The sequence below is a fragment of the Bacillus sp. FSL K6-2819 genome, assembly GCF_038008305.1.
Classification (GTDB): Bacteria; Bacillota; Bacilli; order Bacillales; family Bacillaceae; genus Bacillus; species Bacillus amyloliquefaciens.
The window spans coordinates 1,395,574-1,410,760 of record NZ_JBBOYV010000001.1; the positions used below are offsets into that span (position 1 = coordinate 1,395,574).

A 15,187-nucleotide genomic window follows, 5' to 3' on the forward strand; every position below is an offset into this window, starting at 1 on the left:
GAAGATAGTAATTGAACGGGAATCTTCAATCTTATTTTAACATGGGGATTCAGCTGAATCATACACTTTTGAGGGAGAATGGCATATGAGGAATTCGGCGTGTTAATTGAAGAAGAAGGTGCAGTGTTTCCCGGGGGCGAATGTCCCACAACAGCATCGGGCAGTGACGTTGATAAAACATTGAGTGTTCTAAACGGCGAACTTTCTCCTGCGAACCGGAAGCCCGGACAAAAAACGTTTTCATCCGTTCGGAAACAGACAAAATCACAGACCTTTTTAAATTCTGATCGATAACGGAGGGACATAAGATGAAATTACATCAGCAAATGCCTGAATTGACAGGCGCTAAAGCCTGGTTTAACGGAGAAGTCACGAAGGAACAGCTGGTCGGTGAGAAGCCGGCATTGATTCATTTCTGGTCCGCCAGCTGCCAGATGTGTAAAGAAGCGATGCCGAAGGTGAATGAGTTTCGTGATAAATATAAAGATCATTTGAATGTGGCGGCCGTTCACATACCCCGTTCCGAAGATGATCTTGACCTTAAAAAAATCAAGAAAACAGCGGCTGAACACGGCATCTCTCAGCCGATTTACATCGACAGCAATCATTCGCTGACTGAAGCGTTTGAAAATGAGTATGTGCCGGCTTATTACGTTTTTGATAAAACCGGACAGCTCCGCCATTTTCAAGCGGGAGGAAGCGGGATGGCAATGCTTGAAAAACGCATCAGCCGCATTCTTTCAGAAACAGAGCAGGCTTCCGAGTGACCGGGACAATCTCCGCCGGTCTTTTGTATTGGTTCTGAAAGTCCTTTGCAGTTGGGCAGCAGGGTTTTTTATGCTTATTGGATAAAAAATTCCAAAATGTCATAAATGATTTGTTGAGCTTCGGTAAAAACGAAAGAGAAACAGGAGAAAACACGCTGTACCGCATGTTTTCTCCATATCATTATCTTTTACATATTATAGTCGAAAATTGTAGATATTACGCTAATTTTCATTAAACAAGTAATTTTAAGTTATATTTTGAAATGGTTCAATAAATTGGAACATTGCCCAGAATCCCCTATATGATAGGGGATTTTTGCATATAAAGTACCATTTTCAGAAAATAAGCAATTTTTCATAGAGTAAATAAAATAGTAAAATGATAAAATAATAGTTGATAAAATTACTTTTGTAATCTAATATCTTAATAAAAGCGTTTAAATTTTTGACAGGGGGTTTTACACATGTTTAATGAAAGAGAAGCGCTGCGCTTACGTTTAGAACAATTGAACGAAGCAGAGGTAAAAGTCATTCGTGAATATCAAATAGAACGTGATAAAATATATGCAAAACTGAGAGAATTAGACAATACGGGCAGCCTGTCCGATACAAAAAAAGAGTTTCGTCCGGAGAAAAAAAGTGACTCTCTCCCAGTGCTTGCAGAGCTTGCAGCACAGGAAATGAGAAGCTACCAAAAGCCGCAGACACAGCCTCAATCCACCCAGCCGCAAATGCAGTCTATTACGACTCTTCCAGCCGGCATTCCAGACGGTTCTACTAGAAGAAGAAGAGGGACGGCAAGACCGGGTTCAAAGGCGGCAAAACTGCGCGAAGCAGCCATTAAAACATTGAAACGCCACAATGCAGCAATCAAAAGTTCAGAACTGCAAAAGGAAATTGAAAAGGAAAGCGGCCTTGAAATTCCTAATATGACAACCTTTATGCAAAGCTTAATTAAAATGTATCCTGAAGTGAAAAAACCATACCGCGGCCAATATATTCTTGAGGGAGAAATTTCTCAGGAAACAGCAGAAACGGGAAATGATACGGCTGCTGAATAAAACAGTAAAAACTGCTTGTGTTACTCAAGCAGTTTTTTTGCGCTTTCCCGCTTGTTCTGCGGAAGTGACGTATCTTTTACCGCCTTTTTTTCAAGCTTGACGACATATTTTTGGAAAGGTTTTTCTTCATCAGCCCGTTCTTTTAACGCGTCCAGTTTTTCATCAAACGACTGATCACGGGACTCTGATTGTGCAAACTGTTTTTGCAGGGAGAGGACTTGTTCGGTGACGGCTTTAAGCAAGTCTTCTGCCTGAACAGTCCCGGCGGAAGCGGAAGGAAGTTCCAGGTCCTGTTCTGCCGGTTCAGCCGTGCGGCTGTCAATATCAGCAAAATGGCCGGCAATCCAAGCATCACTTTCGTCCAGCTGCCTTTTGTATGAGAGAATGGTTTCTTGAAATAACTTTTCTTTCGTTTTTTCTATTTCTACAAGCCGTTCTTTTGTTTCTAGTATTCGATCTCTCATATGATTAATTTCTATTTTAATATGTTTGAGCTGATATTCCTTTTCTGTAATTTGTGTGTGCAGCCGGGTATTTTCTTCTGCTGCGGCGTGAAAACGCCGTTTCGTATCTTCGTGAGAAGTCTGTTCGGTTTGTATGGCGGTCTCAAGTGAGCGGATGCGGGTATGTAAGTTTTTATTTTCTTCTTCAAATTTTACATTTGTGAGATGCAGCCGGTGTTTTTCTTCCATCTCATTTTTCCGCCGAAACGTTTCCTGCTGCAGCAGTTCTTGCAGAATGACGATTTTATCGAGCAGTCCGGCCCTGATTTCATGCAAAGAACGTTCTGTGTCATTCGTTTGTTTGTGTTTTTGCGCCATGGCTTCCAATTCGCCAGAAAGCTTGTGAAGCTGTTCTTTAATATTGGCGTTTTCCTGCTGCAGCTTATTGTTTTTTTGATGAAAGTAGCTTGCTTCAAATTCAGAAATTAATTTTCTGCATCTGGAAAGTTCGGATTTCAAATAAAGGTTCTCTTGAGAAGTGTCGTGGAAAAACGGACCTGATATTTTCATAAGAACCATCTCCCTCATGATGTTAACACTACAATATGGGAAAGGGCAGACGGCTATTCCTCTTAATTAAACAGACAAGCACTGTAATTATTGTATTTCGGCTGAGGCGTTTGCTATGCTTTTATACAGAATGGGAGAGAGATGACATGAAACGGGTGAATGTAATATTAGCAGGGGGAGCTTCCCGGAGATTCGGAGAACCGAAAGCTTTTGCAAAATGGAAGGACGGCATGTTTTATGAACAGGCGAAAAAAGCCTTCGGCAGCGGAGAAACCGTAATTATCAGCCGCCCTGAACATATAAAAACGTTTTTATCAAACAAAGAGAGGCATGTTTTTGCCGATGTGCCCCAGTTTCGGGGAATGGGGCCGCTGGCCGGCATTTATACGGCAATGAAACAAACAGAAGGCGAAACATATACGGTCATATCCTGTGACACACCGCTCGTGACAAGAAAGACGATGGCTGCGCTTGAAATGAAGCTGACCGGAAATCTTGACGCTGTTATCCCAATTTGTGAAAACAGAGAGCAGCCTCTCGTGGCGGTTTATCATAAACGGGTGCAAGCGGTGCTTTTGGATCAGCTTACACAAAACAAGCTGAAAATGACAGACACTCTGAAACAGCTGTCTGTCTGTTATGTGCAGGCTGAAGAAATCGGTGCCGCGCCGGAGGAGTTCGCTAATATCAACACACGGGATGATTACACCAGACTTTTGGCACATATCGAGTCTTCAAATCAGGACTGATTGTGAAGAAACATGGTATGATGGAAATAAAAATTGCAAGGGGACAATACAGATGGAAGAGCGCTATTCGCGGCAGACAAGATTTAAGCCGATAGGGGAAAAAGGGCAGAAGTCGCTGGCTGACAGCAGTGTCCTGATTGTCGGGGCCGGAGCCCTCGGAACAGCCGCGGCAGAGGGCCTGGCAAGAGCCGGAGCAGGCCGTATGGCGATTATTGACCGGGATTATGTGGAATGGAGCAATTTACAAAGACAGCAGCTGTATACAGAAGAAGACGCGAGACAGCGACTGCCGAAAGCCGTGGCGGCCAAGGCGCGTCTTTTGGCGGTAAACAGTGACATACATATAGAAGCTTACGCGGCGGAAGGTACCGCGGAAACGCTCGAACCGCTGATCGAAAAAGCGGATTGCATCGTGGATGCGACAGATAATTTTGAAACGAGAATGGTCATCAATGATCTGGCGCTGAAAACGAAAACACCTTGGATTTACGGTGCCTGTGTCAGCAGTCAGGGAATGTGTATGACGATTATTCCGGGGGTTACGCCGTGTTTATCCTGCCTGTTCGAGCAAATGCCCGTGGGCGGAGCGACATGTGATACAGCAGGCATCATATCTCCGGCGGTTCATATCGTCTCTGCTTATCAGCAGGCTGAGGCGCTGAAATTGCTGACGGGAAATCATGCCGCCGTAAATCGGCGCTTTTTCACGTTTGATGTGTGGAATAACACCAATATGAGCATAAATGTGGATCAGACCAAACGGGATCATTGCCCTTCCTGCGGCACGGAGCCCGTATACCCGTATCTGCAGCCTGAAAACAGACCGAAAGCAAGCGTGCTGTGCGGAAGAGACACTGTTCAAATCAGATCGGAAGCGTTAAAGAGGCTGGATAAAGAAGAGCTTGTCAAGCGACTGAAGAAAATCGGTAAAGTGGAAGCAAATGAATTTCTGCTGCATATTGCGTACGAGGACTTCAGAATCGTTATTTTTCAAGACGGACGGGCACTGATCCACGGGACAAATGACATAAAAGAAGCAAATTCAGTTCTGGCCAGAGTGATCGGACTGTAAAAAGGGGAGATATTGCTATGCTTGAAAAAAGAACGCCGATTCAGGTGGACGAAGCAGTCCGCCGGGTGGGCCGGTATAAAAAACAAGGGGATACCGAATGGGTGCCGCTGGAGGACAGTCTCCACCGCTATCTGGCGGAAGATGTTAAAGCGGACCATGACGTACCGGCTTTTGACCGTTCTCCGTATGACGGGTTTGCCATCAGGGCGCGCGATTCAAAGACGGCTTCCCGTGACAATGCCGTCACGTTTGAAGTAATTGACCACATCGGAGCCGGCGCCGTGTCAGAAAAAGAGCTCGGACCGTATGAAGCTGTCCGCATCATGACAGGGGCGCAGATTCCAAAAGGCGCGGATGCCGTGGTGATGCTTGAGCTGACAAAGACGTTTTCTGAAAACGGTACGGATTACATGTCAGTGAAACGCCCTTTTCATGCGGGCGATAATATTTCATATCAAGGAGAAGATGCGAAAAAGGGCAGCTCTCTTTTAAAAAAAGGAACGAAAATCACGCCGGGCGTCACCGCTCTTTTGGCAACCTTCGGCTATGCTTCCGTTCCCGTGGTCAGAAAACCGGTTGTCGGCATTATCGCCACGGGAACCGAGCTTCTTCATGTAAGCGATCCGCTTGAGCCGGGGAAAATCCGCAACAGCAACGCGGCCATGGTGTATGCCCAGATCATTGAAGCGGGTGCGGTACCGCTGAACTTAGGCAAAATTTCCGATGATTTTGATGACAGCTATGCTGCGGTGAAGGAAGCCATGAAAAAGACTGACTTTTTGATCACGACAGGCGGCGTGTCAGTCGGCGATTTTGATTTTCTTCCTGACATTTATGATAAGCTCGGAGCGGAAGTTCTTTTTAACAAAGTGGCAATGCGTCCGGGGAGCGTGACAACTGTCGCCCGGGCCGATGATATGCTGCTGTTCGGCCTTTCCGGCAATCCGTCCGCATGTTACGTCGGTTTCACCCTGTTTGTAAAACCGATGATCCAGACGTGGCTTTTAAATGAAAAACCTCACTCCGGGTGGGCGGAAGCCGTGTTGACAAATGACTTTCCAAAGCCGAATCCGTTTACGAGGTTTGTGAGGGCGTTTGTTTACCATAAGGACGGAAAGATGATGGCGTCACCGGTCGGTCTCGACAAATCAAGCTCTGTCACATCTCTTGCCGAAGCAAACGCGTTTATCCTTCTGCCGGGAGGAACGAGGGGATATGAAGCGGGCATGACGGTCCACGCGCTCCTCATCCGGGATGAGAATGGAAGTGAATGGCCGTGGTCAATTCTTTCCCGATCGTCCAGATCGTAGGTTTTCAAAACAGCGGTAAAACAACGTTTATCGAACGTGTGCTGAAAGCGGCGCCGACAGAGTGCACTATCGGATGTTTAAAGCACCACGGACATGGCGGGGAACCGGACCCTTTTTCAGACGGAAAAGATTCAGAACGTTTATCAAAAGCCGGAGCTGCGGTTACGGCAGTAGAAGGGGACGGCGTGCTGCAGCTTACGGCGCGAAAAAAATGGGATTTGGCGGGTTTGATCGGCCTGTATGAATATCTGGGAGTTGACTGCCTTTTTATAGAGGGGTTTAAACATGCGCCGCATCCGAAAATCATCATGATCAAAAACAGCGAAGAATGGCAAAAACTGAAGCATTTGGAGCGCGTGATCGCGGTTGTCAGCAGAAATACGGAGCATATGCCGACAGACGCAGATATGCCCGTATTCCATGCTGACGATCCGGCTGCCATTATGTTTGTGCTTTCGCAGCTGAAAGGGGAATCTGCTTAAATGGAACGTTTTCAAATTACAAGGGAACCGATTATTGCGGAAAATATCGTAAAAAAAGTTGAAAAGCGTGAAGCCGGGGCCATCACAACGTTTATCGGCACGGTCAGAGAGTGGACTGCCGGACGGCGGACGGTGCGTCTTGAATATGAAGCGTATGAGCCCATGGCTGTTCAAATGCTTTCTCAAATCGGCGATGAAATCTGCGCGAAATGGGAAGGGGCCGAAGCTGCAATCACTCACCGTGTCGGCGTCCTTGATATCGGAGAAGCAGCGGTCGTAATCGCCGTGTCCTCTCCGCACAGAAAGGCGGCATATGAGGCGAATGAATATGCTATTGAACGGATAAAACAGATTGTGCCGATATGGAAAAAAGAAATCTGGGAAGACGGTGAAGAATGGATAGGCGATCAGCTGGAAACGACGCCCTATCCGAACGGAAAACCGGATTTGAATAAAGGGGAATCGCGATGATTAAAGTACTTTTGTTTGCCGGGCTTGCGGAGCAGGCAGGAACACCGGTCATTGAACTTGACGAAAAGGAGGCGGCAGCGTCTGCTGTAAAAGCGCTGTTAAAGGAACGGTACGGCCTTCAATCGATTGACAATGCCATGATAGCGATCAATGAAACATACGTAAAAGACAACAGCACCGTAACAGAAGGCGATACCATTGCCTTTATCCCTCCTGTAAGCGGAGGATGAAAAAAAGCCGGATGGGCATCATTGCCATCCGGTTTTTTTTTGTACAGCCGCAGATAACATTCAGCTGCAGCGCCGAATTCCTAAGAAGGATAAAATGGAATTTAAAGGATTTTACAATTAAGGTCGTTTTCTTTACATATACAGGCTGAAAACGGCGCCCGCACAAGGTTTTGAGCCTCCCTCCATATCCGTCTGATGATGATCCTTTTTTACATAATTATGGAACGTAAAAGTATGAAATTGTGTTACAATTTAGCATAAATACGCAAACGGCAAAAAAATTGAAACTTCTCTAAGCCTGTTGCGTACGTATAAACAGAATAATACATAGGAGGCTTCAGCAATATGGAACCTAATCTGGAAAAAAGCAATACGGAAATAACCGAAAAACCGTCAGTTTTCGGCGTCATCACAAGTCCTGTAGTGCAGTTTAAAAGACTAAGAGAAAAGCCGGTCATCGGCATTCCTCTCCTGATTGCTATCATTCTCATCGCAGCCGGGAGTATTTTGCGCGGGCTGGGGATGAATTATGAAGAAGTGCTGAACAGCTCAACTCTTGAAGGATTGACAGATGATCAGATTGAAATGACCAAAACCCTCACTAAATTCGGTTCGATTTTCGGAGGAATCTTCGGGGGCATTATCGGTCTTTTTATCATTCCGCTCATTTACTGGCTGTGCGTCAAAATTTCGGGCGGCGTGACAACTTACAAAAAAATGCTCTCACTCGGCCTCTTCACGGCGTTTATTACCAATATCGGCTTAGTCATTAACGGTCTTGTCACTTATTTTACCGGAGCGGGCTCCCTGTACGCCGTTACATCTTTGGCGAGTGTCATACCGGCCGGAGACGGCGTTGCGGTCTTTTTAAGCGCGTTCGACGTTTTCAGCATCTGGAGCTATATTCTGCTCGCTTTGGGACTTCGCTATACCGGCGGCATTTCGAAAAAAGCGGCCTGGACTTCCGCGATTGTCCTGTTTGTTATTATGCTTTTGGTATCGGCAGTCGGAGGACTGTTAAGTTCAATGACAGCAGGTGTGTAACATGAAAAAACTTTGGATCGGAATCGGCATCGCCGTAATTGTTGCAGTATTCATCGGTATCAATATTTATAAGTCTGCCGCTCCCGCGGGCGGCAGCGCCGGGGAAAAGGTCGAAACCGGAACCATGGAAAAAAGAAAAATCTCATCTTCGGTCATGGTGCCGGGAACACTTAAATTCTCCAAGGAACAGTATGTTTTTTATGAAGCGGATAAAGGAACCCTTGATAAGGTGAAAGTAAAAGAAGGCGACAAGGTAAAAGAAGGGTCGTCATTAGTCACTTATACAAACGAGCAGCTCAATCTTGATAAAGAACAAAATGAGTTGACAGAACAATCAAAACGGCTGCAAATTGAACAAATTGAAGAAAAACTCAGAGCATTAAACAGTAAAGAAAAAGATCTGGCAAAACAAGTGGGAGAAGCGGAAGCCCAAAAACAAATAGAATCCGAACGGACTGATCTGCAGCTTCAGCAAAAAACGGCGGAAATCGAATTAAAGCAATCTGATCTGCAAAAGCAGTCTCTTGAAAACCAAGTGGCGAATCTCACTGTCAAGAGTGAAATGGACGGAACGGTTATCTCGGTAAATCAAGAAGCAGCTTCTAAAAAATCGGATATTCAAGAACCGGTAATACATATAGGCGACCCGGAACACCTGATCGTTGCCGGCAATTTGTCCGAATACGACACGCTGAAAGTGAAAAAGGGACAAAGCGTTACGATTACCTCTGACGCCATTCCTGATAAAACATGGAAGGGAAGAGTGGCGGCTGTCGGTCTCGTTCCAGAACAAAAGTCAGGCGCCGCTTCGGGCGGAAACACGGAACAAGCCGTGCAGTATCCGTTTCAGGTCAAGCTGATCGGAAACCTTCCGGAGGGCAAACCGGGGTTTAAACTCATTATGAACATTGAAACCGACAAACGGAAAGCCGACACTCTGCCGTCTTCAGCAGTCAAAAAAGACGGAGATGAGCACTGGGTCTTTACGGTAAAAGACGGGAAGGCCAAACGCGTGAAAGTCAAAGTCGGCGACACCGCGAAGCAGCTGACGGAGATAAAAGAGGGACTTTCAAAGGATGATAAAGTCATTCTGAATCCGGCTGACGGTTTGACTGACGGAACGGATGTGAAAGCATAGATGATTCAGCTTTCAAAAGTGAAGAAAAGCTATCAGATCGGGAAGGAGACGTTTGATGTTCTCCGTTCAATCGACCTGACGATTGAAGAGGGAGAATATGTGTCAATTATGGGACCGTCGGGATCAGGAAAATCGACGATCATGAATATCATCGGCTGTCTGGACAGACCGACATCAGGCAGTTACAGGCTTGCGGGCGAAGATGTATCGTCATGCACGGAAAAAGAGCTTGCGGCGGTCCGGAACAAATCAATCGGATTTGTCTTTCAGCAATTTCAGCTGCTGCCGCGGTTGAATGCAAGAAAAAATGTCGAACTGCCCATGATCTACGCCGGAATCGGCAAAAAAGAGCGTGAGGAACGGGCGGAGCATGCGCTGGAAAAAGTCGGTTTAGCGGACCGGATGCTTCACATGCCGAATGAGCTGTCCGGCGGCCAAAAACAGCGTGTCGCGATTGCAAGAGCCATCGTTAACGAACCGAAGCTTATTTTGGCTGATGAGCCGACCGGCGCGCTGGATACGAAAACAAGCATTTCCATCATGGAGCAGTTCACGGAGCTTAATGCAGAGGGTGTAACCGTGGTACTTGTCACTCATGAGCCTGAAGTGGCGGACTGTACAAACAGAGTGATTTTCGTCCGTGACGGCATGATCGTTTCCCGCGATTCTGAGCAGAGGAGAGTGGGGGAATGAGCCTGTTAGAAAATCTCCGGATGGCTCTCGGCTCCGTAAGAGCTCACAAGCTGAGATCGATTCTGACGATGCTCGGCATCATTATCGGCGTCGGTTCAGTAATCGTTGTGGTGGCAGTCGGCCAGGGCGGAGAGCAAATGCTGAAGCAATCCATAAGCGGGCCGGGCAATACGATTGAATTGTTTTATCTGCCGAGTGATGAAGAATTAACAGCCAATCCGAACGCTTTGCAGCAAGCGAGTTTTACAGAAGAAGATATTAATGGATTAAAAGGAGTAGCCGGCGTAAAGCAGGTTGTCGCTTCTGCTGTAAAATCAATGACGGCCCGTTATCACGAAGAAGAAACGGATATTACGCTGAATGGCATTAACAGCGGCTACATGGACGTAAAAAAGCTGGATGTTCAAGATGGACGGACCTTTACGGACAATGATTTTCTTTCCGGGAAAAGAGCGGGAATCATCTCGAAAAAAATGGCTGAAAAGCTGTTCGGGAAAACATCTCCGCTTGGAAAAATCGTCTGGGCCGGCGGGCAGCCTGTAGAAGTAATCGGTGTATTAAAAGAAGAGAGCGGTTTTTTATCGTTAGGACTCAGTGAAATGTATGTCCCGTTCAACATGCTGAAAACGTCTTTCGGTACAAATGACTACAGCAATGTTTCCATACAGGCGGATTCAGCCGACCAAATCAAAACAACAGGAAAAGAAGCGGCCCGTCTCTTAAATGACAATCACGGAACAAAAGAGGCTTATCAAGTCATGAATATGGAAGAAATCGCGGCGGGCATCGGCCAGGTCACGACCGTCATGACGACGATCATCGGTTCGATCGCCGGTATTTCTCTCGTTGTCGGCGGGATCGGGGTCATGAATATTATGCTTGTATCAGTGACGGAACGGACAAGAGAAATCGGCATCCGCAAATCGCTCGGTGCGACGAGGGGACAGATTCTGACGCAATTCTTAATTGAATCCGTTGTGCTTACTTTAATCGGCGGGTTAATCGGAATCGGTCTCGGTTACGGGGGAGCATCACTCGTTTCCCTTATCGCAGGGTGGCCGTCGCTCGTTTCCTGGCAGGTGGTTTGTATCGGCGTGCTGTTCAGTATGCTGATCGGTGTCATTTTCGGCATGCTGCCAGCCAACAAAGCATCACGCTTAGATCCGATTGAAGCGTTACGGTATGAATAACCGGCGCCCCATGCAGAATGCATGGGGGTTTTTCTTGTTTTAATGATTGAATGAATATAATAGACTTTTTTCATTTATGATAAAAAGAAAATGTCATACAATTGTCCCCCTTTTTGTCGAATTTACAGTTTACAAACCCTATGTACATACGTTAATATGAACAAATGTGAAAGATTTTGATAGTTATTGAATGAATTTGAGTGATTTTAGTTGCTTGAAGTAAAAAAAGCGTTTACAATAATCTTATAGCCGAAATGAATACGTTTTCAAAGGAGGCGGAATATGCTCACTCCTGAAAGGTATCAGCTGATTATTGATCAGATTGAAAAGCGTGATGTGGTAAAGATTCAAGAGCTGATAAGCATGACAAACGCTTCTGAATCAACGATCAGAAGAGATTTATCAACACTAGAAGAGCGCGGATTTTTAAAGCGCGTTCATGGCGGGGCATCTAAACTTTCCAACAGCAGGCAAGAACCCGATATGATTGAAAAATCCTCCAAAAACCTTCAAGATAAGCTGAAAATTGCAGAAAAAGCGGCATCTTTATTAGAAGAAGGTGACTGTATTTATCTTGATGCGGGAACAACTACATTGCACATGATTGATTTTATAGATCAAACAAAGGACATTGTGGTTGTCACAAACGGAGTTATGCATATCGACGCTTTAATAAGGAAAGGGATTCCCTTTTATCTTCTCGGAGGGTATGTGAAACATCGAACAGGTGCGATGATCGGCGGCGCCTCATTAACGGCGATTAGCCAGTACCGTTTTGATAAAAGCTTTCTCGGTGTGAACGGCGTGCACATTGAAGCCGGATTTACAACACCCGATCCGGATGAGGCTCTTCTGAAGACAAAGGCTCTGAGCCAGGCGAAAAATGCCTATGTATTAGCCGATCCTTCTAAATTCGGCGAGATTTCTTTCGCAGCGTTCGCCGCCTTGGGCGACGCCGCTATCATTACCACGGAAGCTGAAGAACTTGCATTCGATAATTACCAAGAAAAAACTGTCGTAAAGGTAGTGAAACCATGATTTACACTGTAACCCTCAATCCGTCTGTTGACTATATTGTTCACGTTGAAGATTTTGCCGTAGGCGGTTTAAACCGTTCCAGCTATGACACGAAGTATCCCGGCGGAAAAGGCATCAACGTTTCAAGATTACTGAAAAGACACCATGTGCCGTCAAAAGCAATGGGGTTTGTCGGCGGATTTACCGGAAATTATATAACGTCTTTTTTACAGCAAGAAGGTCTGGAAACGGCTTTTTCTGAAGTGGATGAAGACACTCGTATAAATGTAAAACTGAAAACGGGCGACGAAACGGAAATTAACGGACAGGGCCCGACAATTTCAGACGAAGTGTTCAGTGCCTTTTTAGAACAGTTCTCCGCTCTGAAAGAGGGAGACATCGTCGTTTTAGCGGGAAGCATTCCATCTTCCCTGCCGCAAAACACTTATGAAAAAATTGCAGAGACATGCAGAAAGCAGAATGCCCGCGTTGTGGTGGACATCTCCGGAGAAGCGCTGATGAAAGCGACAGAAATGAAACCGTTTTTGATGAAGCCGAACCATCACGAGCTTGGTGAAATGTTCAATACGGTCATTGATTCAGCTGAAGCTGCCGTTCCTTACGGAAAAAAATTAATTGAACAAGGCGCTGAACACGCGATTGTTTCGATGGCTGGCGACGGTGCGCTTTTATTTACGAAAGACGCGGTTTTCCTTGCTAATGTTCCTAAAGGGAAGCTGGTCAATTCCGTAGGCGCGGGTGATTCCGTTGTCGCAGGATTCCTTGCGGGGATCTCAAAACAGCTGCCTTTGGAAGATGCGTTCCGGTTAGGTGTTGCTTCCGGAAGCGCGACGGCATTTTCTGAAGAGCTCGGAACTGAAGAGTTTGTACAGCAGCTTCTTCCTGAAGTTCAAGTCACACGTCTATAGAGGAGGAAAGAAAAGTGAAGATAACTGAGCTGTTAACAAGAGATACAATTCATCTCAATATAGAAAGCAAAGAGAAAGAAAACGTTATCGATGAAATGGTGACAGTGCTTGATAAAGCCGGCAGATTAAATGACAGAGAGGCTTACAAAGCAGCCATTTTAAATCGTGAAAGCCAAAGCTCGACGGGAATCGGCGAAGGCATTGCCATTCCTCACGCGAAAACGGCGAGCGTCATTAACCCGGCTATCGCATTCGGACGTTCAAAAGAAGGTGTGGATTATGAATCATTAGACGGTCAGCCGGCACACCTGGTCTTTATGATTGCGGCAACCGAAGGAGCGAATAATACGCACCTTGAGGCATTATCAAGACTTTCTACGCTTCTCATGCGTGAAGAAATCCGCAAACAGCTTCTTGAAGCTGAATCGGAAGACGCGATCATTGACATCATCAATCAGCATGACAAAGATGACGATGAGGAAGAAGAAGAGCAGGAAGAACAGGCAGCGCCCTCAGGAAAGGGCAAAATCCTTGCCGTCACGGCATGTCCGACGGGTATCGCCCATACATTCATGGCAGCTGACGCACTGAAGGAAAAAGCGAAAGAGCTCGGCGTCGAAATTAAAGTAGAGACAAACGGCTCAAGCGGTATTAAACATAAGCTGACGGCTCAGGAAATTGAAGACGCGCCTGCGATTATCGTAGCGGCTGATAAACAGGTTGAAATGGAGCGCTTTAAAGGCAAACATGTTCTTCAAGTGCCTGTAACGGCCGGTATCAGACGTCCTCAGGAACTGATTGAAAAAGCCGTTAATCAAGATGCGCCGATTTACGAGGGCAGCGGCGGGGGATCTTCCGCTTCAAATGAAGACGGTCCGAAACAGAAATCAGGCACAAGCATCGGAAGCACTTTCTATAAACACTTAATGAGCGGTGTCAGCAACATGCTGCCATTTGTCGTCGGCGGCGGAATCCTCGTTGCGATTTCATTCTTCTGGGGAATTCATTCAGCTGATCCGAAAGACCCGACATATAACACGTTTGCTGCAGCGCTGAACTTTATCGGCAGCGACAATGCGTTAAAACTGATTGTTGCAGTTCTTGCCGGATTCATTGCAATGAGTATTGCGGACCGTCCGGGATTTGCTCCGGGTATGGTCGGCGGATTTATGGCTACGCAGGCGAATGCCGGATTCTTAGGCGGGCTGATTGCCGGATTCTTAGCCGGTTATGTCGTGATCCTGCTGAAAAAGCTGTTCGTCTTTATCCCTCAGTCTCTTGACGGATTAAAACCTGTATTGATTTACCCGCTACTCGGTATTTTTATCACAGGTGTCCTGATGCAGTTTGTCATTAACACACCTGTAGCAGCGTTTATGAATTTCTTAACAAATTGGCTTGAAAGCCTTGGAACAGGCAACCTTGTTTTAATGGGTATTATTTTAGGCGGTATGATGGCTATCGACATGGGCGGCCCGCTCAATAAAGCGGCGTTCACTTTCGGAATTGCGATGATCGATGCCGGAAACTATGCGCCGCACGCTGCCATCATGGCAGGCGGAATGGTTCCGCCGCTTGGAATCGCACTGGCGACAACATTCTTTAGACACAAATTCTCTAAACGTGACCGTGAAGCCGGTATTACGTGCTACTTCATGGGAGCCGCTTTCGTTACAGAAGGCGCTATCCCGTTTGCAGCGGCTGATCCGCTTCGCGTCATCCCTGCAGCCGTTATCGGTTCTGCGGTAGCGGGCGGACTGACAGAATTTTTCCGGGTAACGCTTCCTGCACCGCACGGAGGAGTATTCGTTGCATTCATTACGAATCATCCGCTGCTCTACTTATTGAGCATCGTGATCGGAGCGATCGTGACGGCGGTTATCTTGGGAATCATCAAAAAGCCGGTTGAAGAGAAATAAGCAAAAAGCGCCCGTAAAGGGCGCTTTTTTCAATGATATACGCATAGAAGCGTTATGTATTTTATAATGAGTTGTGATAAAGTAAAGATGGTACATGAACTG

16 protein-coding genes and 1 pseudogene are annotated in these 15,187 nt (G+C 46.3%); 16 read left to right on the forward strand and 1 reads right to left on the reverse strand.

The window, feature by feature from the left end:
- Nucleotides 1-90: 90 nt before the first annotated feature.
- The 3 genes and pseudogenes from MHH91_RS07375 to rok all read left to right on the forward strand — a co-directional run.
- Nucleotides 91-294: pseudogene (locus MHH91_RS07375) on the forward strand (peroxiredoxin); the annotation flags it as partial.
- Between the two features lie 14 nt (nt 295-308).
- Nucleotides 309-767 (forward strand): TlpA family protein disulfide reductase, encoded by a 459-nt coding sequence (locus MHH91_RS07380; protein ID WP_014470457.1) that lies wholly within the window; start codon nt 309-311, stop codon nt 765-767.
- A 464-nt stretch (nt 768-1,231) separates the two neighbouring features.
- Nucleotides 1,232-1,828 (forward strand): transcriptional regulator Rok, encoded by a 597-nt coding sequence (gene rok, locus MHH91_RS07385; protein WP_013352088.1) that lies wholly within the window; start codon nt 1,232-1,234, stop codon nt 1,826-1,828.
- 20 nt (nt 1,829-1,848) lie between these two features.
- Here the strand turns inward: rok and MHH91_RS07390 are convergent, their stop codons facing one another.
- Complete coding sequence (locus tag MHH91_RS07390; protein ID WP_013352089.1) at nt 1,849-2,841, reverse strand: hypothetical protein; 993 nt, start codon at nt 2,839-2,841, stop codon at nt 1,849-1,851.
- Between the two features lie 146 nt (nt 2,842-2,987).
- On the opposite strand from MHH91_RS07390, the gene MHH91_RS07395 reads away from it, so the two are divergent.
- The 13 genes from MHH91_RS07395 (at nt 2,988) to MHH91_RS07455 (ending at nt 15,085) form a co-directional block, all read left to right on the forward strand.
- A complete protein-coding gene (locus MHH91_RS07395) occupies nt 2,988-3,590 on the forward strand; it encodes a molybdenum cofactor guanylyltransferase (RefSeq protein WP_013352090.1) in 603 nt (200 codons plus the stop codon).
- A gap of 52 nt (nt 3,591-3,642) precedes the next feature.
- Nucleotides 3,643-4,662, forward strand: coding sequence for a molybdopterin-synthase adenylyltransferase MoeB (locus MHH91_RS07400; RefSeq protein WP_013352091.1), 1,020 nt, complete (start codon nt 3,643-3,645; stop codon nt 4,660-4,662).
- 17 nt (nt 4,663-4,679) lie between these two features.
- Entirely contained in the window at nt 4,680-5,972 is a 1,293-nt protein-coding gene (locus MHH91_RS07405; RefSeq protein WP_013352092.1) for a molybdopterin molybdotransferase MoeA, read from the forward strand.
- Entirely contained in the window at nt 5,933-6,454 is a 522-nt protein-coding gene (mobB, locus tag MHH91_RS07410; protein ID WP_014471749.1) for a molybdopterin-guanine dinucleotide biosynthesis protein B, read from the forward strand. Before MHH91_RS07405 ends, mobB begins: the two co-directional genes overlap by 40 nt.
- Nucleotides 6,455-6,925 carry a molybdenum cofactor biosynthesis protein MoaE gene (locus tag MHH91_RS07415; RefSeq protein WP_013352094.1) on the forward strand — a complete coding sequence of 157 codons (471 nt, stop codon included), beginning with the start codon at nt 6,455-6,457 and terminating at the stop codon, nt 6,923-6,925.
- A complete protein-coding gene (gene moaD / locus MHH91_RS07420) occupies nt 6,922-7,155 on the forward strand; it encodes a molybdopterin converting factor subunit 1 (RefSeq protein ID WP_013352095.1) in 234 nt (77 codons plus the stop codon). The genes MHH91_RS07415 and moaD overlap by 4 nt, the downstream gene beginning before the upstream one ends.
- Nucleotides 7,156-7,500: 345 nt before the next feature.
- Complete coding sequence (locus MHH91_RS07425) at nt 7,501-8,199, forward strand: YIP1 family protein (RefSeq protein WP_014471751.1); 699 nt, start codon at nt 7,501-7,503, stop codon at nt 8,197-8,199.
- Nucleotide 8,200: 1 nt separating this feature from the next.
- Nucleotides 8,201-9,337, forward strand: coding sequence for an efflux RND transporter periplasmic adaptor subunit (locus tag MHH91_RS07430; RefSeq protein ID WP_013352097.1), 1,137 nt, complete (start codon nt 8,201-8,203; stop codon nt 9,335-9,337).
- Nucleotides 9,338-10,030: an ABC transporter ATP-binding protein gene (locus MHH91_RS07435; RefSeq protein WP_013352098.1), complete on the forward strand. Its 693-nt coding sequence runs from the start codon at nt 9,338-9,340 to the stop codon at nt 10,028-10,030.
- Nucleotides 10,027-11,220, forward strand: a complete 1,194-nt coding sequence (locus MHH91_RS07440) for an ABC transporter permease (RefSeq protein ID WP_013352099.1) — start codon at nt 10,027-10,029, stop codon at nt 11,218-11,220. Before MHH91_RS07435 ends, MHH91_RS07440 begins: the two co-directional genes overlap by 4 nt.
- A gap of 282 nt (nt 11,221-11,502) precedes the next feature.
- Complete coding sequence (locus MHH91_RS07445; RefSeq protein WP_013352100.1) at nt 11,503-12,258, forward strand: DeoR/GlpR family DNA-binding transcription regulator; 756 nt, start codon at nt 11,503-11,505, stop codon at nt 12,256-12,258.
- Nucleotides 12,255-13,166: a 1-phosphofructokinase gene (gene pfkB, locus MHH91_RS07450; protein ID WP_013352101.1), complete on the forward strand. Its 912-nt coding sequence runs from the start codon at nt 12,255-12,257 to the stop codon at nt 13,164-13,166. Before MHH91_RS07445 ends, pfkB begins: the two co-directional genes overlap by 4 nt.
- 14 nt (nt 13,167-13,180) lie before the next feature.
- Nucleotides 13,181-15,085, forward strand: coding sequence for a PTS fructose transporter subunit IIABC (locus tag MHH91_RS07455; protein ID WP_013352102.1), 1,905 nt, complete (start codon nt 13,181-13,183; stop codon nt 15,083-15,085).
- The last annotated feature ends 102 nt before the right edge of the window (nt 15,086-15,187 follow it).

Excerpts from the sequence above, each read along its gene's own strand:
- MHH91_RS07380 (WP_014470457.1), top strand. The coding sequence starts at position 309 with ATGAAATTACATCAGCAAATGCCTGAATTGACAGGCGCTAAAGCCTGG.
- rok (WP_013352088.1), top strand. The coding sequence starts at position 1,232 with ATGTTTAATGAAAGAGAAGCGCTGCGCTTACGTTTAGAACAATTGAAC.
- MHH91_RS07390 (WP_013352089.1), bottom strand. The coding sequence starts at position 2,841 with ATGAAAATATCAGGTCCGTTTTTCCACGACACTTCTCAAGAGAACCTT.
- MHH91_RS07395 (WP_013352090.1), top strand. The coding sequence starts at position 2,988 with ATGAAACGGGTGAATGTAATATTAGCAGGGGGAGCTTCCCGGAGATTC.
- MHH91_RS07400 (WP_013352091.1), top strand. The coding sequence starts at position 3,643 with ATGGAAGAGCGCTATTCGCGGCAGACAAGATTTAAGCCGATAGGGGAA.
- MHH91_RS07405 (WP_013352092.1), top strand. The coding sequence starts at position 4,680 with ATGCTTGAAAAAAGAACGCCGATTCAGGTGGACGAAGCAGTCCGCCGG.
- mobB (WP_014471749.1), top strand. The coding sequence starts at position 5,933 with ATGGCCGTGGTCAATTCTTTCCCGATCGTCCAGATCGTAGGTTTTCAA.
- MHH91_RS07415 (WP_013352094.1), top strand. The coding sequence starts at position 6,455 with ATGGAACGTTTTCAAATTACAAGGGAACCGATTATTGCGGAAAATATC.
- moaD (WP_013352095.1), top strand. The coding sequence starts at position 6,922 with ATGATTAAAGTACTTTTGTTTGCCGGGCTTGCGGAGCAGGCAGGAACA.
- MHH91_RS07425 (WP_014471751.1), top strand. The coding sequence starts at position 7,501 with ATGGAACCTAATCTGGAAAAAAGCAATACGGAAATAACCGAAAAACCG.
- MHH91_RS07430 (WP_013352097.1), top strand. The coding sequence starts at position 8,201 with ATGAAAAAACTTTGGATCGGAATCGGCATCGCCGTAATTGTTGCAGTA.
- MHH91_RS07435 (WP_013352098.1), top strand. The coding sequence starts at position 9,338 with ATGATTCAGCTTTCAAAAGTGAAGAAAAGCTATCAGATCGGGAAGGAG.
- MHH91_RS07440 (WP_013352099.1), top strand. The coding sequence starts at position 10,027 with ATGAGCCTGTTAGAAAATCTCCGGATGGCTCTCGGCTCCGTAAGAGCT.
- MHH91_RS07445 (WP_013352100.1), top strand. The coding sequence starts at position 11,503 with ATGCTCACTCCTGAAAGGTATCAGCTGATTATTGATCAGATTGAAAAG.
- pfkB (WP_013352101.1), top strand. The coding sequence starts at position 12,255 with ATGATTTACACTGTAACCCTCAATCCGTCTGTTGACTATATTGTTCAC.